Source organism: Synechococcus sp. CB0205 (assembly GCF_000179255.1).
Lineage (GTDB): Bacteria > Cyanobacteriota > Cyanobacteriia > PCC-6307 > Cyanobiaceae > Vulcanococcus.
The window spans coordinates 35839-57967 of sequence record NZ_ADXM01000034.1 but is presented as its reverse complement, the minus strand read 5'-3'; the positions used below and the strand labels follow the sequence as shown (position 1 = coordinate 57967).

Here is a 22129-nt window from a genome sequence, read left to right as displayed (position 1 = left end):
TGCTGCGGCGCCTGGCCGGCCAAGACCCGCAGGTGCGTGACTGGCTGCAGCAGTGGCAGCGCATGGGTGGAGGCCCCATCCCCTCGGGCCAGCTGTTGCCGTGAGCAGTCGCGAACTGGCCCTGTTCGGCACCAGCGCCGACCCTCCGACCGAAGGGCATCAGGCCCTGCTGCTCGGCCTGGCCGAGCGCTACGGCCAGGTGGCGGCCTGGGCCAGCGACAACCCCTTTAAGCAGCACGGGGCACCGCTGGAGCTCCGCGCCCAGCTCCTGGGGACCTTGATCGAGAGCCTGGGCAACGACCAGGTGCAGCTGGCGCAGGACCTCAGCAGTCCCAAAGCGATCGAGACTCTCGATCGCGCCGCCAGCCGCTGGCCGGATCGGCAGCTGGTGTTTGTCGTCGGGGGCGATCTCGCCGCTCAAATCCCCAGTTGGTATCGGGCGGCAGATCTGCTGCAGCGCTGCCGCCTCACCGTGGTGCCGCGCCAGGGCCACCCGATGGCGACAGGCGCCCTGGAGAGGCTGCGAGATCTGGGGGCCCAAGTGGAGCTGCTGGAGCTGCCTGTGCCAGCAAGCGCCAGCTCAGCCATTCGCGGCGGGCAAGAGAACAGCTCGATTCCCGAAGTGCTCTGGCCCGAACTGCTCAAGCACAATCTCTATGGCCTCACCTCCAAGCTCGCTCCCTAATGCGCGTCGCCCTGGCCCAGATCAATCCCCTGGTGGGGGACCTGAGCGGCAACGGGGCTCAACTGCTTGAGGCCTGCCGCCACGCCGCAGAGGGCGGTGCCGACCTGGTGGTCTCATCAGAACTGGCGCTCTGGGGCTACCCCCCGCGGGACCTGCTGCTGCGCCCATCCCTGCGGCACAAACAAGACGCGGTGCTGGACGGGCTAGCCCGTGACCTGCCAACCGGCCAGAGCCTCTTGCTGGGGGTGAGTGAGACGGTCAGCGATGGCCAGCAGCCCGATCTGTTCAACAGCGTGGCCCTGGTGGAGAAGGGCGTCTGGCGGATCGTGGCCCGCAAACGTCTGCTCCCCAGCTACGACGTCTTCGATGAACGGCGTTACTTCCGCCCGGCCGAAGAGCCCTGCCTGCTGGAGCTCGAGCGCGAGGGGCGCCGCTGGCGCCTGGGCCTGACCATTTGCGAGGACCTCTGGGTGGAGGAGCAGCTCCACAGCCAACGGCTCCTGGGGGGCGATCCCGTGGGGGACTTGGCGGCGCTGAAGCCTGACCTGCTGATCAATCTCTCGGCCTCCCCCTTCGGGCAGGGCAAACCGCAACTCAGGCGAGAGCTGGCCAAGAGCGCCGCCCAGCGCCTGGGGGCTCCCGTGCTCTACGTCAACCAGGCGGGAGGCAATGACGAGCTGATCTTCGATGGCGGGAGTTTCGCCACCACAGCAAACGGCGAGGTGGCCGCACAGCTGGCCTTTGGCAAAGCGGATCTGGCCTGCTGGACACTCGGCAACGCCACCGCTGCAGCACCGATCCCCTGCGACGAAGAACTGCTGCTGCGGGCCCTGGTGCTGGGGGTACGGGACTACGCGCGCAAATGCGGCTTTGGCAAAGCGCTGCTTGGACTGAGCGGCGGCATCGATTCCGCCCTGGTGGCGGTGCTGGCGGCGGCGGCCCTGGGCGCCAAGCAGGTGCAGGCGCTGTTGATGCCCTCCCCCTGGAGTTCAGAGGGCTCCATCAACGACTCCCTGGAGCTCGCCAATCGCCTAGGGATCAGCACCCAGACGGTGCCGATCGAGGGCTTAATGGGTGGATTCGATGCCGCCTTGAGCGCTCCCTTAGGTGGAACACCGGCGGGCGTGACAGCAGAGAACCTGCAATCCCGCATCCGAGGCACCCTGCTGATGGCGATGGCCAATCAACAGGGACAGCTGCTGCTCACCACCGGCAATAAGAGCGAGCTCGCCGTCGGCTACTGCACCCTCTACGGCGACATGAATGGGGGTCTGGCGGTGATCGGTGACCTCTACAAGTCAACGGTCTTTCACCTCTGCGACTGGATTGATTCCGAGGCAGCACAAGCGGTGCGCCAGGAGCTGGGCCTGCCGGCGGAGGGGGAATTGATCGGTTCCGCGATTCGCAGCAAACCCCCCAGTGCCGAGTTGCGTCCCGATCAAAAAGACAGCGACTCCCTGCCGGATTACGCCGTGCTGGATCCGCTGCTGAAGGCTCTGCTGGAGGAGCACCAAAGCCCCGAGGAGTTGGCCCAGCAGGGAACCGACCCAGCCCTGGCCGAGCGGGTGATGGGGCTGCTGCGCCGGGCGGAGTTCAAGCGACGCCAGGCCCCGCCGGTGCTCAAACTCAGCCAGCGGGCCTTCGGCAGCGGTTGGCGAATGCCCATCGCAGCTGCGGCGCAGTAGCCAGAGGAGCCTGAGCTCGCCATCTTGGAGGTGATCGAAGGTCTGCCATGGCCGGCTCCATCGCACCGATCGCCAGCATCGGCGTGCCACGGGAAATCAAGCCCGATGAGCAGCGGGTCGCGCTGACGCCCGATGCCGTGCGCGAGCTGGTGAGCCATGGCCTCTCGGTGCGGGTGGAGCACCGGGCCGGCTCCGGCGCCGGCATTGAGGACGCGGCCTATGTCGCAGCTGGGGCGGAACTGGTCAGCCGCGAGGAGGCCTGGGGCGCACACCTAGTCGTGAAGGTCAAGGAACCCCAGACAGAGGAATTCCCCTTCCTGCGCGCCGATCAGGTGCTCTTCACCTACCTGCACCTCGCCGCCTACCCCGCCGTCGGCGAGGCCCTGATCGAGGCCGGCACCACCGCCATCGCCTACGAAACGGTCCAGCTCTCCGACGGCAGCCTGCCGCTGCTGGCGCCCATGAGCGAGATCGCCGGCCGGCTCGCCGCCCAGGTCGGTGCCCATCTGCTGGAGAAACCCCACGGCGGGCGCGGCGTTCTCATGGGCGGCTGCACCGGGGTGCGGCCGGCCCGAGTGGTGGTCCTGGGGGCCGGCAGTGTCGGCTGGAACGCCGCCCGGGTCGCCGCCGCGATGGATGCGGAGGTGCTGCTGCTCGATCTCTCCCCCGAGAGACTGCGGCAACTGGAGCCGGCACGCCAAGGGCGGATGGTGAGCCTGGTCAGCAGCGTTGGCCGCCTGGAGCGGTTGATCCCCAGCGCCGACCTGGTGATCGGCGCGGTGCTGCGTCCGGGCGATCGCGCCCCGACCCTTGTGAGCGAGGACCTCGTCAAACAGATGCAACCGGGTTCGGTCATCGTCGATGTCGCCATCGACCAGGGGGGCTGCATCGCCACCAGCCGGGAGACGACCCACACCGATCCGGTGGTGACCATCCATGGCGTGCAGCACTACGCCGTCGGCAACATGCCCGGCGCCGTGCCCTACACCTCCACCGAAGCCCTGGTCAGCGTCACCCTGCCCTACATCCTGGCGATCGCCGGTCGGGGCCTGATCGAAGCGGTGACCGACCGCCCCGAACTGGTCTCAGGCCTGAACACCGTCGGCGGCTCCGTCTGCCACCCCGGCGTGGCCAAAGCGCTGGGGGTGGGCAATCGTCACCCGATGGCCTGCCTGAACTAGGCCTCGCCGTCGAGATAGAGCCAACGCCCCTCGAGCACCCCACCCTCGCGGCCAAAGCGGGAGCACTCCCGCAGGACGTGCATCTGCCCCGCCTGGCGGTAGTGGGCCTCGAAGCTCACACGGCCGCTGAGGTCACCCTCGCCTCCGGCCTCCCGTGCGCTGATCCTCAGCTGGGTCCAGCGCACGCCGCGGTTGCTGGCCTTGAGGGCTTGGCGCCGCTCGGCCAGGGGCTCAGGGGAGGGGTGGGTCTCGATCAAGTAGTCGATCAGGTTGCGGCTGAAGGCGCTGTAGCGCGAGCGCATCAACTGCTCAGCCGTGGCCGGCAGGGACTGGCCCAGGTGGAACGGCTCACAACAGTCGGCGTAGACCCCGCCGCCGCAGGGGCAGGGGTCCTTGCGCACGCCAAAGCCCGCCATCAGACCAGCCGCCGCAGCGGACGCTGCAGCGCCTCAGGGTTGATCCCCTCCCGCAGCGCCAGCACCAGCCCAGCGGCCTCGCTGTAGCTCTTAGCCCGGAGCACCTCGATCCCCAAGGCCTCGGCCGTCACTGAGAGAACGCAGGGGTTCTCCACGGCGATCACCGGAATGCCCCGCTCAGCGCAGGCCAAGACTGCCGCGCCCCCCAGGGCCCCGGCCGGGGCCACCACAGCTCCGATCTGCTCAGCGCGGATCGATTCGGCGGGGGCCTGATCCGCTGGCCAGAGGGCTGGGGCGCGGCTCAGGCCCACCAGCACGCAGGGCAGGAAGGTGTAACCCAGCTCCTCGCCCGCCGCCCGGGGGTCCAACTGGGGATCGATCTCCAGGGGGCTCAGCGCCGGCGCATGGGCACAGGGCAGATTCAGCTGACGGCTCAGCCAGTGGCTGATCACCGCCTCAGCTCCAGCCAGGGCATCGACGCCGCCCCCCTGGCGGTAGGCCGTCAGGGCCTCGCTATCGGGGTCATCCGGAAAGCGGGCGATCACGGCAATGGCCGTGGCACCGGCATCGCGCAGGCGCTCCCCGGCCTCCAGCAAGACGTCGGGGCGCGCCAGCTGGCCCCAGCTGGCACCGCTCTCCCCCTGGCTCAGGGTCACGCCGATCGGAGCCGTAGTGGTTTCCACCGGACCCAGGCTCAGCCCAAGGCTGGCCCGGCAACCGTCGGCCACCTGGAGGTGCCGCAGCCGCAGGTCCTCCTCGATACCGGCATCCAGCAGCAGGCCAATGCGCTGAGAGCGAACCGGCTGGAGTGCCAGTTCTGCAGCCGCGAAACGATCGAGACTTGATCCCTCGACGTAGTGAATGCGGGGGTCACTCCAATAGAGCGAGGCCCCATTCATCACATTGGGATGGGTGATCAGGCAGCCACTGGCGGCCGCCAACAGCCGCGCCGCGGGCACCGCATCACCCGCGTAGCCACCCACCTCACAGCCGATGCCCGTGGGCACCACCATCACGGTGGGCAAGGGATCGCCAGGGCGGGTCATACGAGCAGGGCCGGCTGGTAAACCATCGCTTCGAGGGTCAGCTGGCGCTGGCCATCGGACCGGCAGAACGCCTGGGTGATCGCCCAGCGCAACGGGACCCCGTGCTGACGCAGTTCAGCCTCGATCTGCGGCAGCAGTGGACCGGGCTGGGCCACCAGGGTGAGCGCCAGGGATCGAAAGCCAGAGAGCCCTGGACTCACTTTTGGTATTGACCGAACTGCGCCTCATAGAGCGCGTCTTCTTGGCCGGCGAGCACCTTGAGGTCGCTGCGGGGATAGGCCACACAGAGCAGCGCAAACCCCTGATCCCGCAGGTCAGCCTTGACGCCCATGGCGTCGGGCTGATGCACGGATCCCTCTTTCACCACGGCAGCGCAGGTGGTGCAGACACCGGAGCAGCAGGAGCTGGGGACAGCCACACCGGCGGCTTCCGCAGCAGCGAGAACGGTCTGATCGGCAGCGCAGCTGAAGCTGTGGCTGGTGCCGTCGAGTTCACAGACAACGGTGTAGGTCTCGCCCATGGAGGGAGCAGCTCAGTCCAGAAGCTCCCCATTGTCCAGGATCACGGCCCGGGCAGGGCGCCCCACTGCTGCGGGTGCGGCGCCAGGTATTCCGGTGGGGCCAGCCCAGGCTGCTCGCAGAGCGGTGCACTCAAGGCCAGATCAAAGGCCAGGGACACCCGCAGATCGCCCTCGTCCTCATTGGCCGTCACGGCGTGGTCGATCTGAGCGGGGAAGAGCACCAGCAGCCCAGCCCGGGGAGCCAGATCGAAGTGGGGGGCATTCCAGTACAGGGCACCCTCGAGGGGACCGCCATGGCCCACCGATAACCCTGGCACCAGTTCATTGCTCTGCCGGGCGGGGTAGAGCCGAAGGCAACCACTGCGGCCAGATCCATCGCCATTGAGGTAGACGATGGCGCTCAGATGGGCATTGGGATGGTGATGACGGCCCACCGCCTGGCCCGGTTCACTCACCACCGGCCAGGACCGCTGAATGTGCAGGGCCACCTGGTCGCAGTGGAAGCCCAGTTGCTCCAGGTACGCCCAGGCATGCCGGCGCACCTGATCGCTAATGGCCGCAAAAGCCGGAAGCTGATGAACCCGCCAGACACCGTTGATGTCGCCGGTCCAGGCGCAACCGGGATGGGGGTTGCCGCTGTCCTCGCCCCGCAGAGCCAGGACATCTTGGAGCAGTAACACCGCATCCATCGGATCCAGGGCCAGATCTACGGTGCCCAGGGCCAAAGGGAAGAGCGGTTGCAGGGAAAGCGTCATGGCGCGCCGGCGCTTCCCTCATCCTGGAACAAGGCACAAAAAAAGCCCTCCACAAGGGAGGGCTTTGAGCGTCTGAGCAGCGTGCTCAGGCCATGGCAGAAGCACCGCCAACCACTTCCAGGATCTCCTGGGTAATGGCGGCCTGGCGGGCCTTGTTGTAGTCCAGGGTCAGGGACTTCGCGAGCGCCTTGGCGTTGTCGCTGGCGTTGTTCATGGCGGTCATCCGGCTGGCGAGTTCGGAGGCGGCCGCCTCCTGCAGGGAGCGCAGCAGCTGGTTCTGCAGATACAGAGGCAGCAGTGCATTCAGCAGCTGATCGGGGCTCTGCTCGAACACCAGATCAGAAGGCAGAGAAGGCTGGTCGTTGTTGACCGTGCCCGTTTCGACGCCCAGCTGACCGTCACGGGTGGTGAGACGGAAAATCTCGTCATCCGCGCTGGCGATGCCCTGGGGATCCAGGGGCAGCAAGGTCTGGGAAACAGGCTTCGAGCTCACCAGGTTGATGAACTTGGTGAAGATGATCTCGACACGATCCGTGGTGCCGGAGAGGAACTCGGCGAGCACCTCGTCGGCGATCTTGCCGGCCTCAGCAGCGCTGGGGACCTGCTCGAGCCCCATGAAGGTGGCGCGGATCGTGTACTGGCTGGCGCGGTTCTGGAAGTAGGTGGCGACCTTGCGGCCGATCAACACCAGATCCACGTCATAGCCCTGAGACTTCAGCTCAGCGTGACGCTGTTCCGTGCGCTTGATGATGTTGGCGTTGTAGCCACCGCACAGACCCCGGTCGCCAGTCACGGCAAGCAGGGTGATGGTGCGGACGTCGCGGTTCTCGAGCAGCGGCGCGTCAGCGGTCTCGAACTGCATCCGGGTCTGGAGATTCTCCAGAACGCGGGCAAGACGATCAGCAAACGGACGGCTGCGCAGAACCTGTTCCTGTGCCCGGCGGACCTTGGCGGCTGCCACGAGGCGCATGGCCTCGGTGATCTTCCGGGTGTTTTTAACGGAACTGATCCTGTCGCGGATCTCCTTCAGGTTGGCCATGGATTGGACTCTCCGGGGTAACCGTCAGGGATCAGGCCGCAGCCAGCATCGAAGACTTCACTTCGTTGATGGCTGCCTTGAGCATGGCCTCAGCGTCTTCGCTGAGCTGCTTCTCGGTCTGGATCTTGTTGATGAACTCGGGCTTGTTGGTCTTCAGGTACTCGCGGAGCTCGCGGCAGAACTGAACGACGGACTCGACGGGAACTTCGTCGATCAGGCCCTTGACGCCGGCGTAAACCACGGCGACCTGCTCAGCCAGGATCAGGGGGCTGAACTGGGGCTGCTTGAGGATCTCGCGGAGACGCTTACCGCGGGCCAGCTGCTGCTGAGTCGCAGCATCCAGGTCGGAGGCGAACTGGGAGAAGGCGGCCAGTTCATCGAACTGAGCCAGCTCAAGCTTGAGGGTACCGGCGATCTTCTTGATGGCCTTGGTCTGGGCAGCACCACCCACACGGCTCACGGAGATACCCACGTTGATGGCGGGGCGGAGACCGGAGTTGAAGAGGTCGGAGCTCAGGAAGACCTGACCGTCGGTGATGGAGATCACGTTGGTCGGGATGTACGCCGAGACGTCACCAGCCTGGGTTTCGATGATCGGCAGGGCGGTCATGGAGCCCTTGCCCATGGCGTCGCTCAGCTTGGCGGCGCGCTCGAGCAGGCGGCTGTGGCAATAGAACACGTCGCCGGGGTAGGCCTCACGACCGGGGGGACGACGGAGCAGCAGGGACATCTGACGGTAGGCCTGGGCCTGCTTGGTCAGGTCGTCATAGATGACCAGGGTGGCCTTGCCCTTGTACATGAAGGACTCAGCGATGGCTGCGCCGGTGTAGGGAGCCAGGTACTGCAGAGCAGCGGACTCGGAGGCGTTCGCAGCCACGATCACGGTGTAATCGAGGGCGCCCTTCTCGCGGAGCACCTCAACAACGTTGGCCACAGAGGCAGCCTTCTGGCCGACAGCGACGTAGACGCAGACGACGTCTTCGCCCTTCTGGTTGATGATCGTGTCGATCGCGATGGCGGTCTTGCCGGTCTGGCGGTCGCCAATGATCAGCTCGCGCTGGCCACGACCGATGGGGATCATCGCGTCGATGGCGGTGATGCCGGTCTGCATGGGCTCATGCACCGACTTGCGCTGGATGATGCCAGGCGCCATCGATTCGATCAGGCGGGTCTCGCTGGTGGGGATATCACCCTTGCCATCGATGGCCTGACCCAGGGGGTTCACCACACGGCCGAGCATGGCGTCGCCGACGGGCACCGAGGCGATCTTGCCGGTGGCCTTGACGGTGCTGCCCTCTTGGATGCCGCGACCCTCACCCATCAACACCGCGCCGACGTTGTCGTCTTCGAGGTTGAGAGCAATGCCTTCGGTGCCGTCTTCGAACTGGATCAGCTCACCGGCCATGACCTGCTCGAGGCCATAGACGCGGGCGATGCCGTCGCCGACCTGCAGCACGGTGCCGACGTTGCTGACGGAAACCGACTTGTCGTAATCAGCGATCTGTTGCTTGAGGATCGCGCTGATCTCGTCGGGGCGGATGGAAACCATGGGAGGCGTTGGGGTTGAGGACGAGGGGTGAGAAAGGGGTTCGGGTGCGGAGCTAGCTCACCTTGGCCAGCGCCAGTCCGAGGCGACGCACCTGACCCGCGAGGCTGGCGTCAATCACCTTGGAGCCGACCTTGACGACGAAACCGCCGATCAAAGTGGGGTCGACACTCAGATTGATCTCCAGCTTGTCGGTACCGGCCACGGCCTGAACCTTCTTGCTGAGCTCAGCCTGTTGCTCCTCAGTGAGAGCAGAGGCAGAGGTGACAGAGGCGAGAGCGATATTGCGCTGCTCGCGGTAGAGCTCGAGGGTGCGATCCAGCACCGCGTCGAGCATGCCGATGCGCTGGCGATCAGCCAGGAGCTTCAGCAGATTGAGGAAAGAGGGCTTGAGTTGCTCAGCGAACAGCTTCTCAAGGGCCGCCTTTTTGGCGTCAACCTCGATCACAGGAGAGCCCATGGCTTCCCGGAAATCAGCCGACTCATTCCAGAGGCCGAGAACGGCCTTGGCCTGATCCACCACCTCGTCGGTTTCCTTGCGGCTGTCAGCAACCTGCAGGAACGCTTCGGCGTAGGGGGTCGTAATGGTGTTGAGCAGCGGCATCAGGCGTTCCCCAACGTTTTGATGGACTGATCCACCAACCGCGCCTGGGCTTCAGCATTGAGCTTGCCGGGCAGGGTGGCGAGAGCCTTCTCAATGGCCAAGCGAGCCGCCTCACGGCGGAGCTGGTTGCTGACGCGGGACGCCTCAGCGTCGAGATCAGCGGCAGCACCTTGCTTGAGACGAGCCATCTCATCGATGGTGCGCTTCTCAGAATCAAGGCGGATCGCTTCAGCGCGAGCCTTGCCGTCAACACGAATCTGTTCGGCCTTCTGCTGAGCAGCGGCCAGATCCTGCTGGGCTTGAGAGAGGGCAGCGGTGGCTGAGCTGAGGCGCTCTTCAGCGTCCTTCAGGTCGGCCAGGATGATCGCGCGACGGCGCTCAAGGATGCTGCCCAGGAAGTTGGGCAGAAACTTGTAGAGGCCGAAGAGCACGATCGCCAGGTTGACGATGTTGGTCTCGAACACGTTGAGGTTCAGACCAAAGCCACCGTGGCTGGCGAAGAGGGAAGGAATGGTCATCGGGCGGCCAGCAGACGGTCGACGATCAGGTCACCGAGCTTGTCGGCGTCAGTCTTGAGTTGGCCCAAGGCCGACTCGCGCTGGGCATCGATCTCGCGGCGTGCCTGCTCACGGGAGGCGTTGGCGTCAGCGGTTGCTGCAGCCAGAGCCTCGCGATAAAGCTTGTCGGAATCAGCTTCCGCTTCTTGGATCAGCTTCGAGGCGGACAGACGTGCGTCCTTGAGCTGTTCCTTGAGGTCAGCTTCCAAGCGTTCGGCTTGGGCCAGCTTCTGCTTGGCCTCCGCACGGCTGGTGGTCACGTAACCCTCCCGCTCTTCCACGACCCGTCCAACGGGGCTGAAGAACAGGGAATTGAGGATGAAGGTGAGGAGAACCACCTGAACTGCCATGAGAGGCAGGGTGGCGTCGAGGTCAAAGAGACCTCCCTCCGTTGCACCTAGCAAAAGCCAGCTGGTCATGAGGCAGGGGTGCGGGCGGTTGAAGCGGGCCGCAAAACGGCGGCGGAAGCGAAAGGCTGAGGCAAAGGTTGAGGGGATGGGCGGTTCAGCGAACTGAAGGCCGCCCTTCCCTCGTCACCTCAAGCGCGATCAGCCAGCGAAGGGGTTGGCGAACAGCAGCACCAGAGCGACCACAAGGCCGTAGATGGTGAGAGCTTCCATGAAGGCCAGGGACAGCAGCAGGGTGCCGCGGATCTTGCCTTCAGCTTCGGGCTGACGAGCAATGCCTTCGACAGCGCCGCCTGCAGCGGTGCCCTGACCGATACCAGGGCCAATGGCGCCGAGGCCGACGGCCAGACCAGCAGCGACAACAGACGCGGCGGAGGTGATGGAATCCATGGTGGAACGAAGGATGTAGGGCGCTGGGAGAGCGCGGATTGGGACCGGGACGTTATCCCTGCGCCTGGGACATCTGGACTGAACCGAGATGGGCCCGGATTGAACCGGACCTGCGCGCAAGGAGTTTGCCAGAGCGGGTGACCCCGATCAGGCAGGGGGACTGATGAGTATCAGTGGTGTTCTTCGTGCACCGCTTCACCGATGTAGTAGGCGGCGAGGGTGGCGAAGATCAGCGCCTGAATGGCACTGGTGAACAGGCCGAGGAACATCGCAGGCAGGGGCACCACGAGAGGCACGAGGAAGGCCAGCACTGCAACGACGAGTTCGTCGGCAAGGATGTTTCCGAACAGACGGAAGGAGAGCGAGAGGGGCTTGGTGAAGTCCTCAACGATCTTGAACGGGAGCATGATCGGAGTCGGCTCCACGTAGTACTCGAAGTAGCGGAAGCCCTTCCGGCTCAGGCCTGCATAGAAGTAGGCCAGGGACACCAGCAGCGCCAGGGCAACGGTGGTGTTGATATCAGCGGTCGGAGCACCAAGCTCGCCACTGGGCAGATGAATCAGCTTCCAGGGCACCAGAGCGCCGCCCCAGTTGCTCACAAAGATGAACAGGAAGAGGGTGCCGATGAACGGAAGCCAATCGCGATAGGCCTTCTCGCCGATCTGCTCGCGGGCCATGTCGCGGATGTAGTCCCAGAGGAACTCCAGAAGGTTCTGGACACCACGGGGATCGCGCTCCATCTTGCGCGTGCCCACCACGACAAAGGCGAGCAAGGCTCCGATCACAACCCAGGAGCTCAGAAACACCTGGCCGTGAATCTTGAGATTCCCCAGCTGCCAATAGAGGTGTTGACCCACCTCCAGTTCGGCAAAGGGAAGAACGAGTGGCAAGGAACCCATCGGGTCGACGTTCGGGGTCGCAAATGCGACGTTGAAAAGGTTTTTGGCGCTCAGCGATCTGTGAGTGCCTGAAGAATCACCGCGGGCTTGTAGAGCAGGAAACCAAGCAGAGCTGGTAACAACTCGAGCTGGGGCAGGCGAGCTGCAGCCAGAACAAGAACCACAGGGACGAGAAGCTGGAACTTGCCCACCTTCTTGGAACCGTTGCCGAGCTTCGCAACACTTCGGGCGAGAAGCCTGAGGTAGAGAGCGCCGGCGAGGCCACCGACCAGCAAGCTGCTGGCGATGTGAAGGTCGTAGATCAGGGCCGTGGCCGGGACCGCAATGGCGGACACCAGCAAGGTGGCGAGGATCAGGCGACGTTGAAGCCTCTCAAAGTCAGCCAGGTCAGGACTATCAGCGGGAACCGATTCGGTTTCAGCGACAGCAGAGGACCCAGAGGACTCTGTTTCCAGAGGGGGAGAAGGAACCATCTCTTGGCTCGCCGTGTCATCCAGTGCGTCCAGCCCCTCGCGGTGAGAGTCCGGATCTGACTGGGGTGATGAAGCAGCCAACAAAGGCGCCTTTGCTCTGAAAAGGCGCGCGGAATCTATCACGCGCTGACGCCTGGTCCTGAGCGAAGCAGAAGAACGCGCTGCAGCTGCAGTTCCCTTGTCACAGAAGCGATCTGGGCATCAGACCAGTCCAATGGCAGCTGACCGATGGCCGTCTCAGGCTCCGCCTGCTCCAGAACTTCCAGCAAGTTCATTCCCTCGGCACTCAGATCCAAGGGGGCCATATCGGAATCCAACAGGGAGCGGCCCGGCCAGCCCCAGAGACAACGGTTCCGGCAGCCCCTGGCTGCGAGCACAGCGCTGTCCTCATCCCAGCGCTGCACCTGAACCGGGCCCTTACTCAAGAAGAACTCGAAGTGGCTGATGTCAGGGTCTAGGTCTTCCACCAAGCGCCATTGCGCCTCCGCAGGAAGAGCCTGAGCCCGCTCCAACAATTCTCCAGTCAGGAGCCGAGCGGGATCCCAGACCGCTGGATTGGAAAAGCCTGCAAATTGCAGATCAGCCGAGGCCACAAAGGCCATTAGCCGTTCCAGGTTGTAACTGGTCTCTTGGGGATGCAGGTACATGTCGGCGAAGTTCGCGTCGGCTGCACAGTCGATGGCCCAGCGTTGTTCGTAATTGAGACGGAGCCGGTTCTGCGCGGGGAGATCAGCCATCAACTGGCGTCCCAAGCGAAGGCCCTCGGCCCCCGTACCAGCACCCATTGCATTTAAAGCGCGCTGGGTGCGATGGATCTCCCAGCGACCACCATCGGCGTACAAGAACAGGTGGAGGAGTGCACCGGGTTTCAGCAACTGGGCTAAGGCCCGAAGTCCGGCCTCCGGTTGCCTGAGGTGGTGCAAGACCCCGACTGAATTGATGTAGTCGAAGGGACCCTCTCCTGCCAGGTCCAGCAGGCTCCGGTTCTCGATGCGCAGCTGGGCCTGCTCGAACGCACCGGAGCGGCGACAGCGCTCCCGAGCCACCTCCAACGTTCCAGGTGAGATATCCACAGCCAGGATCTCGGCCCCTGGATTCAGGTGAGCGAGGTAGTCGGTGCTAACGCCGGTCCCACACCCCGCATCCAGGATTCGCAAGGGCTCTCCATTGACAGGCGCTTGGGGTAGCGATCCGGTGGCTGCCGAATAAGCCGCATCTACAAACCAGCGCCAGTTGTATCCAGGAGGGGGGCCATCTTGAAGCGGGTCTCCTGGGTAGGGGAAGCGGTCATAAAAGTCGCTCACCACAGGAGTGGCGGCATCAGCAGGGCCCTGAGTCATGGCTGGGAGCGAATCGGATAGGGAATGCGCAGAGGCCGAGCATTTCATGGCTTGCCCTCCGCTTGAGGGGAAACCGACAACGGGCTGCAAACATTTGTTCATGGCCCGCCGGGAGGCCAGAGGGGCAGCCGTAACGTGCCCAGGCCAGGTTCGCTTTCGTCCATGACTGTGACCGCCAGCAGCGGCAGCAGCAGGGTTGCTCCTCAGCGCTTCGACACCCTGCCGCTCTCCAGCGTTCGTCAGGCGGAGCAGCAAGACCGCTTCCCGGATGGGGGCGAGCTCAGCAACCTCACAACTTTTTTCCAAAGCGGTCAGCTGCGTGTTGAGGCAGCCCGTCGCGTGTCGGCAAATGCCGAAGCGATCGTGGCTCGGGCAGCAAGCCGGATCTTTGCCGGTGGCACGCCGCTGTCCTATCTCGACGCGCCACTGACACCCGCGGCGGCAAGCTCGGCAACTCCGCTGGCCTCCGACCAGGCGGCATTCCAGCGCTCGGTTCAAACCTTCTCTGGCACCAGCGACAATTCGAAACGCGGCAATCTTCTGACCCGACTGCTGGAGGGCGGCGGCGGCGATGCGGATGTCCGCGTGATCCTGCCGACAGGCTTCAACCCGATTTCAGTCGCCATCTACGGGACTGAGCGGATGCGCAAGTCAGTCCGCGACATGGCTTGGTTCCTCCGCTATGTCGGGTATGCGGTCATTGCAGGCGATCCGAGCATCCTTCGCGTGAACACCCGCGGATTGAGAGATGTCCTCGAAAAGGGCTGCTCCCTAGCCGCCACCAACGTCGCGCTGCAGGAGATGCGCGCCGGTGCCGCCGAACTACTGAAGGACCTGCCCGAAGCGCGCCAGCTCTTGATTGGCTGCTTCAACGTCCTTCTCGAAGAACTGGCCGTTCCGACCCCCTCCGCTCGCCAGCGCCTCGGCAGCCCAGAGAATCAGGGCCTCCAGCTCCCAGCCATCTACGCACTGGCAGCCCAAGGCAACGTCCAGCGCTTCAACATGAAGCCCGCCATGAGCGGCGGTCAAAAAGCCGAGGTCATTCGGGCCGCCTACCGACAGGTGTTCGAACGGGACATCGCAAAGGCCTACAGCCAAGACCCCTGCTCGGTCGAGACCTCGCAGGTCACCAAGGGCGACATCAGCATGCGTGAATACATTCGCGCACTCGGTAAGAGCAAGGAGTACCGCGCCCAGTTTTTTGGCCCCTTCTCAAACAGCCGCGCTGTTGAGCTGGCCTTCCGCCACTTCCTCGGACGGGGCATTAGCTCACGGGAAGAATTCAACCGCTACTTCAGCATCGTCAGCGAGCAAGGCCTGAATGGCCTCGTTGATTCCCTGGTCAACTCAATGGAGTACGCCCAGGTCTTCGGTGAGGAGACAGTCCCCTACCTGCGCGATCTTGGCGAAGAAGCGCAAGAAAGTGCTGGCTGGGGTTCCAACCGCAAGCTGTTCCGCTTTAGTGCACCGTTCGAGGGTGCTCCTCAATACATCACCCTTTACGCCAGCTATCGCCAGCCCTACGCCGACCAACATCCCTACGGCGGCGGTAACGATCCCTTAGGACTTAGCTACGGCGCAATCTTCCCCTCAGGTACGGCCAACGTCGCAACGCGTCCTGCACCACTGAGCTACGACACCCGGCGCCTGCTCATCGGCAACGGCATGGCACAACCAGGGCAGATGAATAGCCCTCAGTTCAGAAGCGCCACACCAAGGCGGGTTGGTCCAAAGACCCGCCGCCTAACCCAAATCGCAACCGGCGGTAATTCGGTTCCTCGCCGCGGCCTTCAAACCCGTCCGAGCGTGCGGTTCACGGAATCGAGCACCCAATCCGTCATCAAGGCTGTCTACGTCCAGATCCTGGGCAATGCGGGCTACGCCGGTGAACGGGTTGAGACAGCCGAAACCCGACTCGAAAACGGCGACATCGCTCTGAAGGATTTTGTACGTGAGGTCGCGCGCAGCGATGCCTTCCGCCGCCGCTATTGGAGTGGTCTCTACATCTGCAAGGCCATTGAAGTGATGCACCGCCGAATTCTCGGCCGACCGACCTTCGGACGCTGGGAAATCGACAGCTACTTCGACGTCGCAGCGCGCCACGGTTTCTATGGCGTCGTCGATGCCATGGTCAACAGCCGGGAATATCAGGAAGCCTTCGGTCTGGACACCGTCCCCTACGAACGATTCATCACTCCGACTGATGTCAACCAACGGCGCGTCCCGTCCTTCGCAACACCGTTTGAGGAGATCGTCCAGCCTGATCTGAGCCTCGGACGAAGACCCATTGCACGGGTCAAAGACAGTTTGAGAACCACGGCGGACATCACAGCTCGCAACCTGGTCAACAAGCAGACCGTGCGCGGCAGCTGGAACGCGGAGGTCAGCACAAACGCTCCCGACTCTCGCTGGGCTGGCTTGCTGCGGACGCAAGGCACCCGCACACCGTTCTCCGTCTCGACGCCTTCGGCACCAGAAGACCCGCAGAGCACTCCTGCACAGGTCTCCTGGAAGCCGGCTGTGTCCGCTGCCAGTGCAGCACCCATCTCCCGGATGGCCAATGCTCTGCGCACCAGCGACGCCAGCGGCTATCTCAAGCGCGGTGGCATCCCTGCCATCACCAAACTCGATGCGAAGAGCACCGAGTCCGAACTAACCGCGGCCATCAACGCCACCTACAAGCAGCTGCTCAACAAAGTCCCCCTGGAGTCCGAACGCCTGGCAAGCGCCGAGTCGAAACTGCGCAACAGAGACATTGATCTCAAGGGCTTTATCGAAGCCGTAGCCATGGGCGAAGCCTTCCAGAGCCGACTCTCGAAGATGGCGCCCCTCCGGGCGGCATCCGCCGCTGGTCTTGCACTGCTGGGCCGCGCGACAACACCTGAGGAAACGACCTCATTCCTGCAGCTACGGGCGACCTCGGGTCAACCTGCTGCTGTCAAAGCGCTACTGGCTGATCGTGACCAATCGGTCCCCAGGTTTGGTGGAATGGAAACCACGGCTGGCACAACGCAGGCCACGATGCAGCGCACAGCAGCCCTCTATCGAGGCAATGCAGGAATGAACCCGCCCACGACGGAGAAGATCTAAACCGGCCAGTACATCCAAAAGCCTCTGTACAAGGCCTGGGAATAGACAACAGGTGCCGCCCTCGCTGATAGCAAGGGCGGCTTTTTCATGGAGAAAAGAACAACAAATAATCCCGGGAAAACCTCTGCCCCGCAGGGAGTCCCAGGAAAAGGGGTTCGGAGTGAAGAACTGTTACCCGAGGCGGATTCAGAGTCGCGTTGAGCCTGAGAATCTTGTGCGTCTCCAGAGCGGGCACACCACTTGCAAGGGTCAGTGTTGACCGTTGTAAACCTGGTCGCCCAACCGACTCCGCGAGTCACCCTCAGCTCTTAGCCTGAGGCACGATCCAACTCGGATCACCCCCTTAACCCACCCACCGGATACCGGTCTCCGCAAGGCGGCCGCTTGTTTCGAGGCAGAACTGCATGAGCATCGTCTCCAACTCGATCATCAACGCGGACGCCGAAGCCCGCTACCTCAGCCCTGGCGAACTTGACCAAATCAAGTCGTTCGTCAGCGGTGGTCAGCGCCGTCTTCGCGTCGCTCAGGTCCTGAGCGAGAGCCGTGAGCGCATCGTCAAGACCGCTGGCGGCGCCCTCTTCCAGAAGCGTCCTGATGTCATCTCCCCCGGCGGCAACGCTTATGGCGAGGACATGACCGCGACCTGCCTGCGCGACATGGACTACTACCTGCGCCTGGTGACCTACGGCCTGATCGCAGGCGACGTCACCCCGATTGAAGAGATCGGCATCATCGGCGCCAAGGAGATGTATCGCTCCCTCGGCACCCCCCTGGAGGCTCTTGCTGAGTCCGTTCGGGAAATGAAGATTGCCGCCATGGGCCTTCTGACCGGCGAAGACGCCGCAGAAGCAGGCTTCTACTTCGACTACGTCGTTGGCGCCCTCTCCTGAGGCTTCTCTCTCCCTGACATAACCGCCCCTCAGACAAGATTCCATGCAAGACGCAATCACCAACGTCATCAACCAAGCTGACGTTCAGGGCATGTATCTGGACAGCGCCTCCATGGGCCGTCTGGAGCAGTACTTCGCCAGCGGTGAGCTGCGCGTTCGTGCCGCTGCCACCATCAGCGCCAATGCCTCCGCCATCATCAAGGAAGCCGTCGCCAAAGCTCTGCTTTATTCCGACATCACCCGTCCCGGCGGCAACATGTACACCACCCGTCGCTATGCAGCCTGCATCCGCGACCTGGACTACTACCTGCGCTACGCCACCTACGCCATGCTGGCTGGTGACACTTCGATCCTCGACGAGCGCGTTCTCAACGGCCTCAAGGAGACCTACAACTCCCTGGGCGTGCCGATCGGTGCAACCGTCCAGTCCATCCAGGCCATGAAGGAAGCGACCGCTTCCCTGGTCGGCCCCGACGCTGGTCGTGAAATGGGCGTGTACTTCGACTACATCAGCTCCGGCCTGGGTAATTGATCCCTGCCTCTGGCATACCTGAGGATCAAGACATGCGCCTTTTCAAAATCACCGCCTGCATCCCTTCTCCCGAGAAGACCCGTACTCAGCGCGAGCTGCAGAACACCTTCTTCACCAAGTGGGTGCCCTATGAAAGCTGGTTCGCTGAACAGCAGCGGATCATGAAGCAAGGGGGCAAAATCCTGAAAGTTGAACTCGTTGCTGGTCGCCGTCAGGTGAACCTGGGCAACTGATTCCTTCAGGCCGAAACCTTCTTCAAAAGCCCGGCACTGCCGGGCTTTTTTGTTGGCAAGCGCCAGAGAAATACGGGATAGTCAGTGTCTGATTTGCGCACCCCCTTGCCCGCTAAGCGACCGTGGCTCCCCGTGCCGTTTGAGCACTGGCCCGCAGAGGCACGCTTGCTCCTCGGGATGATCGCGATCTGGTGCCTCCTGGGCCTGGCTGTCCTGGGATCCGCCAGTTGGTGGGTCGCCGCCCGGGAGATGGGGGATGCCAGCTACTACCTCAAGCGCCAGGCCATCTGGATGCTGGTGAGCTGGGGCCTGCTCTATGCCGGCATCAGCATCAACCTCAGGCGCTGGCTGCGCATGGCCGGTCCAGCCCTACTGGCCGGAAGCGTTCTCGTCGCCCTCACCCTGGTGATCGGCAGCACGGTGAATGGCGCCAGCCGTTGGCTGGTGATCGGCCCGATTCAGATCCAGCCGACCGAACTGATCAAGCCCTTTCTCGTCCTCCAGGGAGCTGCCCTGTTCTCCCATTGGAGACGCATTTCCATCGATCAAAAGGTGCTCTGGCTCGGGGTCTTTGTGGTGACCCTCGGACTGATCCTCAAACAGCCAAACCTGAGTACCGCATCCCTCTGCGGAATCCTGCTCTGGTTGATGGCACTCGGGTCGGGTCTGCCGCTTTGGGCCATGCTCGGCACCGCCGGCGCTGGCCTGGCGGTGGCGGTTGGAAGCATCTCGATCAACGAATACCAGCGCATTCGCGTCACCTCCTTCCTCAACCCTTGGAAAGATGCCCAGGGGGATGGCTATCAGCTGGTTCAGAGCCTCTTGGCCATCGGCTCCGGTGGTCTCTGGGGTGAGGGCTATGGCCTGTCCACACAGAAGCTGCAGTACCTCCCGATCCAAACCACCGACTTCATCTTCGCGGTCTTCGCTGAGGAGTTCGGCTACGTCGGCTCCCTGCTGCTGCTGGTCTTCCTGCTGCTCTTTGGCTTTGTCGGCCTGCGCATTGCCCTGAGCTGCAGAAGCAACCAACAGCGACTGGTGGCCATCGGCTGCACCACCCTGCTGGTGGGCCAGTCAATCCTGAACATTGCCGTGGCCAGTGGTGCCATGCCCACCACGGGATTACCGCTGCCGATGATCAGCTATGGCGGCAACTCCCTCCTCTCCAGCCTGCTCACCGCAGGCCTCCTGCTGCGCTGCTCCCTGGAGGGGGCCGGCCTGGAGCCCGGCAAGCCCCACCGCAAGCGCCGGATCCAAGCCAAGCGGCAGAGCATGCCGATAGGCTGACCCCTCGCGCTGCGTACCGTTTGATGCTGGCTCAGGCCCTAGCGGATTGGGCCCGCAGTGGTGAGCAGCTGCTGAGCAGTTCCTTGGCCCATCCCGGGCCCCTGACCGTGGGGCTGGTGTTTGCTGGCGGCTTGATCACCAGCCTGGGCCCCTGCTCCCTCTCGCTGCTGCCTGTGACGCTGGCTTACCTGGCGGGATTTGACCGCGGTGGCCAGCGGCCCTGGGCCCGCAGCCTCAGTTTTTGCAGCGGCATCGTCGGCTCCCTGGTTCTCCTGGGCCTGGGTAGCGGCGCCCTAGGCCGCATCTATGGCCAGGTCCCTGGTGTTGTGCCGACCCTGGTGGCCCTCCTGGCGGTGGTGATGGGTCTGAACCTGCTGGGCCTGGTGCCCCTGCAGCTGCCGGCAGGGCCCGATCCGGAGCAGTGGCGGCAGCGGGTGCCACCCGCGCTGGCCCCACTGGCCGCAGGCCTGGCCTTTGGCCTGGCGGCCTCCCCCTGCACCACCCCTGTGCTGGCGGTCCTGCTGGCCTGGATCGCCCAGTCGGGGACCCCCCTGACCGGCGCCCTCCTGCTGACCGCCTTCGCCGCTGGGCAGGTGATGCCTCTGCTGCTGGCGGGCACCGCTGCGGCCTGGGCCCCCCGACTCCTGGCCCTGCGCTCCCTCGGGCAATGGGTACCGCCCATCAGCGGGGCCGTGCTCCTTCTGACCGGCTGCCTGACCCTGCTGGCCCGCTGGACCTAAACCCAGCTTTCCTTCCACCCCACCGATGAAGCGACTGATCGCCTGGATCTCTGACCTGCGGGTGGCCATTGGCCTGTTGATCCTGATCGCCGCAGCCAGCGGACTGGGGACCTTTGTGCCGCAGAAGGAAGCCGCCGCGCTGTACCACCGTGTCTATGACCCAGAACCCTGGCTGGGACTGCTCAATGGTGACGCGATCCTCTCGCTGCAGCTGGATCATGTGTATTCGAGCAGCTGGTTCCTCGCCCTGCTGGCCTGGCTCGGGCTCGCCCTGATCCTCTGCAGCTGGCGTCGCCAGTGGCCGGCCCTACAGGCCGCCCTGCGCTGGATCGACTACCAAACCCCCCGTCAGCTCAGCAAGCTCACCCTGGCGGAGACCATCGCCGTTCCCGACCCCAAGGCCAGCCTGACGCGGCTTGAGACCTTGCTTCAGAGCCGTGGCTGGGAACTCCAACCCCAGGGGGATCGCCTGGCGGCCCGCAAAGGCGTATTGGGACGGGTCGGCCCACTGCTTGTTCACGCCGGTCTGGTGGTCCTGATGGTGGGGGCCGCCTGGGGATCCCTCGGCGGCCAACGTCTGGAGCGGTTTCTCGCCCCTGGCAACGAGCTGGAGCTGCTGAACAGCCGCGGTGAAACCCAGGTCAGCGTCAGCTTGGAGCGCTTCGGCGTCGAGCGGGACCCGGCGGGACGCCCGGAACAATTCCGCTCCCAGTTGACCTTGACCCCAAGCCAAGGCCAGGAGGTCTCCCAGGCGGAGATCAGCGTCAACCATCCGCTGCGTTACCGCGGCATGACCCTGTATCAGGCGGACTGGGCCCTCTCCGCCATCAAGGTGCAACTCGGGAAGAGCCCAATCCTGGAGCTGCCGCTTCAAAGCTTTCCCCAGCTCGGAGAACAGGTCTGGGGGATCGTCCTACCCACCCGGCCCGATGGCAGCAACCCGGTGCTTCTGGCTCTCTCCAGTGAGGAAGGTCCGGTGACGGCCTACTCCGCCGACGCTGAAATCCTGGCCACCCTGATCCCCGGGGGGGACGCCGCTGAGGTCGAGGGAATTCCGCTGCGGGTGGCCGGTGTGGTCCCAGCCAGCGGCATCCTGCTCAAACGGGACCCCGGGGTGCCCCTGGTCTACGGCGGATTTGCCATCGCCCTGGCCGGCGGTGCCCTCAGCCTGATCGCAACCCGTCAGATCTGGGCGATCGCCGAGGCCGGTGGCCAGAAGCTCCACGTTGCCGGTCTCTGCAACCGCAACCTGACGGCCCTGGCCAATGAATTACCGCTGCTGATCGCGGAGGTTCAGCAGGGCTGACGGGTGCCGTGGCAGGCCCGAATCACCGTGTGGACATTGCCCCGCGGATTGAAATCGGCCTCCAGTTGCATCCAGACTGGAGCGCAGGCCGCGACGAAGTCATCGAGGATGCGGTTGGTCACCTCCTCATGGGAGATCGACTGATCGCGGTAGCTGTTGACGTAGAGCTTGATCGCCTTGAGCTCCATCACCCGGGGACCGGGTTGATAGATCAGGCGCAGGGTGGCGAAATCGGGGTAACCCGAAAACGGGCACTTGCAGGTGAATTCCGGCAGGGTGATCGACACCTCGTAGGGGCGCTCAGGCCGGGGGTTGTCGAAACAGATCAGCTCCGCCTCGGCAATGGCGCGCTCTCCGTAGAGGGGAGTACGGGTTGTTGCGGTCGCAGTCATCCAAGCGCTCGTCCTGACTTCGGATGCTACGCATCGCAGCCCGTCAACCAAGGCGGTATCAACGGTCACATCACCCGCCGAAAGACTGCGCCCTAATGGCTTCAGAAGGTCCGCAA

The 22129-nt window shown here is 64.1% G+C and carries 25 protein-coding genes; 10 read left to right on the top strand and 15 right to left on the bottom strand.

The window, feature by feature from the left end; all coding sequences use genetic code 11:
• Positions 1 to 100 precede the first annotated feature (100 nt).
• Genes CB0205_RS0105660 through ald form a run of 3 tightly spaced genes read left to right on the top strand, consistent with a single transcriptional unit; the run spans position 101 to position 3551 of the window.
• Positions 101 to 685, top strand: coding sequence for a nicotinate-nucleotide adenylyltransferase (locus CB0205_RS0105660; RefSeq protein WP_010315332.1), 585 nt, complete (start codon positions 101 to 103; stop codon positions 683 to 685).
• Positions 685 to 2370, top strand: coding sequence for an NAD+ synthase (locus CB0205_RS0105655; RefSeq protein ID WP_010315331.1), 1686 nt, complete (start codon positions 685 to 687; stop codon positions 2368 to 2370). The genes CB0205_RS0105660 and CB0205_RS0105655 overlap by 1 nt, the downstream gene beginning before the upstream one ends.
• A gap of 47 nt (positions 2371 to 2417) precedes the next feature.
• Entirely contained in the window at positions 2418 to 3551 is a 1134-nt protein-coding gene (ald, locus tag CB0205_RS0105650; protein ID WP_010315330.1) for an alanine dehydrogenase, read from the top strand.
• Here the strand turns inward: ald and CB0205_RS0105645 are convergent.
• From CB0205_RS0105645 to CB0205_RS0105580, 14 genes are all read right to left on the bottom strand, one after another.
• Complete coding sequence (locus CB0205_RS0105645; protein ID WP_010315329.1) at positions 3548 to 3967, bottom strand: YchJ family protein; 420 nt, start codon at positions 3965 to 3967, stop codon at positions 3548 to 3550. The genes ald and CB0205_RS0105645 overlap by 4 nt on opposite strands.
• The gene (locus CB0205_RS0105640; protein WP_010315328.1) at positions 3967 to 5013 is read right to left on the bottom strand and encodes a DUF3326 domain-containing protein; all 1047 of its coding nucleotides are present in this window, start codon (positions 5011 to 5013) and stop codon (positions 3967 to 3969) included. Before CB0205_RS0105640 ends, CB0205_RS0105645 begins: the two co-directional genes overlap by 1 nt.
• Complete coding sequence (locus CB0205_RS14305; RefSeq protein ID WP_010315327.1) at positions 5010 to 5213, bottom strand: hypothetical protein; 204 nt, start codon at positions 5211 to 5213, stop codon at positions 5010 to 5012. Before CB0205_RS14305 ends, CB0205_RS0105640 begins: the two co-directional genes overlap by 4 nt.
• Positions 5210 to 5533 (bottom strand): 2Fe-2S iron-sulfur cluster-binding protein, encoded by a 324-nt coding sequence (locus CB0205_RS0105630; RefSeq protein ID WP_010315326.1) that lies wholly within the window; start codon positions 5531 to 5533, stop codon positions 5210 to 5212. The genes CB0205_RS14305 and CB0205_RS0105630 overlap by 4 nt, the downstream gene beginning before the upstream one ends.
• A 41-nt stretch (positions 5534 to 5574) precedes the next feature.
• Entirely contained in the window at positions 5575 to 6288 is a 714-nt protein-coding gene (locus tag CB0205_RS0105625) for a putative 2OG-Fe(II) oxygenase (protein ID WP_029626144.1), read from the bottom strand.
• An 85-nt stretch (positions 6289 to 6373) separates the two neighbouring features.
• Positions 6374 to 7327, bottom strand: a complete 954-nt coding sequence (locus CB0205_RS0105620) for a F0F1 ATP synthase subunit gamma (protein ID WP_010315324.1) — start codon at positions 7325 to 7327, stop codon at positions 6374 to 6376.
• Positions 7328 to 7358: 31 nt separating this feature from the next.
• The gene (gene atpA / locus CB0205_RS0105615) at positions 7359 to 8876 is read right to left on the bottom strand and encodes a F0F1 ATP synthase subunit alpha (RefSeq protein ID WP_010315323.1); all 1518 of its coding nucleotides are present in this window, start codon (positions 8874 to 8876) and stop codon (positions 7359 to 7361) included.
• A gap of 52 nt (positions 8877 to 8928) precedes the next feature.
• Positions 8929 to 9477, bottom strand: a complete 549-nt coding sequence (gene atpH / locus CB0205_RS0105610; RefSeq protein ID WP_010315322.1) for an ATP synthase F1 subunit delta — start codon at positions 9475 to 9477, stop codon at positions 8929 to 8931.
• Positions 9477 to 9995 carry a F0F1 ATP synthase subunit B gene (locus CB0205_RS0105605; RefSeq protein ID WP_010315321.1) on the bottom strand — a complete coding sequence of 173 codons (519 nt, stop codon included), beginning with the start codon at positions 9993 to 9995 and terminating at the stop codon, positions 9477 to 9479. Before CB0205_RS0105605 ends, atpH begins: the two co-directional genes overlap by 1 nt.
• Positions 9992 to 10453, bottom strand: a complete 462-nt coding sequence (locus CB0205_RS0105600; RefSeq protein ID WP_010315320.1) for a F0F1 ATP synthase subunit B' — start codon at positions 10451 to 10453, stop codon at positions 9992 to 9994. The genes CB0205_RS0105605 and CB0205_RS0105600 overlap by 4 nt, the downstream gene beginning before the upstream one ends.
• A 129-nt stretch (positions 10454 to 10582) precedes the next feature.
• Positions 10583 to 10831 (bottom strand): ATP synthase F0 subunit C, encoded by a 249-nt coding sequence (gene atpE / locus CB0205_RS0105595; protein ID WP_010315318.1) that lies wholly within the window; start codon positions 10829 to 10831, stop codon positions 10583 to 10585.
• A 170-nt stretch (positions 10832 to 11001) separates the two neighbouring features.
• Positions 11002 to 11730, bottom strand: a complete 729-nt coding sequence (gene atpB, locus CB0205_RS0105590) for a F0F1 ATP synthase subunit A (RefSeq protein WP_010315316.1) — start codon at positions 11728 to 11730, stop codon at positions 11002 to 11004.
• A 50-nt stretch (positions 11731 to 11780) separates the two neighbouring features.
• The gene (locus CB0205_RS0105585; protein ID WP_232197248.1) at positions 11781 to 12203 is read right to left on the bottom strand and encodes an ATP synthase; all 423 of its coding nucleotides are present in this window, start codon (positions 12201 to 12203) and stop codon (positions 11781 to 11783) included.
• 119 nt (positions 12204 to 12322) lie between these two features.
• Complete coding sequence (locus CB0205_RS0105580; protein WP_029626142.1) at positions 12323 to 13543, bottom strand: methyltransferase; 1221 nt, start codon at positions 13541 to 13543, stop codon at positions 12323 to 12325.
• Positions 13544 to 13705: 162 nt separating this feature from the next.
• On the opposite strand from CB0205_RS0105580, the gene CB0205_RS0105575 reads away from it, so the two are divergent.
• From CB0205_RS0105575 to CB0205_RS0105545, 7 genes are all read left to right on the top strand, one after another.
• Positions 13706 to 16633 carry a phycobilisome rod-core linker polypeptide gene (locus CB0205_RS0105575; protein ID WP_010315310.1) on the top strand — a complete coding sequence of 976 codons (2928 nt, stop codon included), beginning with the start codon at positions 13706 to 13708 and terminating at the stop codon, positions 16631 to 16633.
• Positions 16634 to 17037: 404 nt separating this feature from the next.
• Entirely contained in the window at positions 17038 to 17523 is a 486-nt protein-coding gene (locus CB0205_RS0105570) for an allophycocyanin subunit alpha (protein WP_010315308.1), read from the top strand.
• A 43-nt stretch (positions 17524 to 17566) separates the two neighbouring features.
• Positions 17567 to 18055 (top strand): allophycocyanin subunit beta, encoded by a 489-nt coding sequence (gene apcB, locus CB0205_RS0105565; RefSeq protein ID WP_010315306.1) that lies wholly within the window; start codon positions 17567 to 17569, stop codon positions 18053 to 18055.
• A gap of 32 nt (positions 18056 to 18087) precedes the next feature.
• A complete protein-coding gene (locus CB0205_RS0105560; RefSeq protein ID WP_010315303.1) occupies positions 18088 to 18288 on the top strand; it encodes a phycobilisome linker polypeptide in 201 nt (66 codons plus the stop codon).
• A 105-nt stretch (positions 18289 to 18393) separates the two neighbouring features.
• Positions 18394 to 19575, top strand: coding sequence for an FtsW/RodA/SpoVE family cell cycle protein (locus tag CB0205_RS0105555; RefSeq protein WP_156797827.1), 1182 nt, complete (start codon positions 18394 to 18396; stop codon positions 19573 to 19575).
• Positions 19576 to 19598: 23 nt separating this feature from the next.
• Positions 19599 to 20315, top strand: a complete 717-nt coding sequence (locus CB0205_RS0105550) for a cytochrome c biogenesis CcdA family protein (RefSeq protein WP_010315299.1) — start codon at positions 19599 to 19601, stop codon at positions 20313 to 20315.
• 25 nt (positions 20316 to 20340) lie between these two features.
• Entirely contained in the window at positions 20341 to 21621 is a 1281-nt protein-coding gene (locus tag CB0205_RS0105545) for a cytochrome c biogenesis protein ResB (protein WP_010315297.1), read from the top strand.
• Here the strand turns inward: CB0205_RS0105545 and queF are convergent.
• Positions 21609 to 22013, bottom strand: a complete 405-nt coding sequence (queF, locus tag CB0205_RS0105540) for a preQ(1) synthase (protein WP_010315295.1) — start codon at positions 22011 to 22013, stop codon at positions 21609 to 21611. The two genes, CB0205_RS0105545 and queF, sit on opposite strands and share 13 nt — an antisense overlap.
• Positions 22014 to 22129 lie beyond the last annotated feature (116 nt).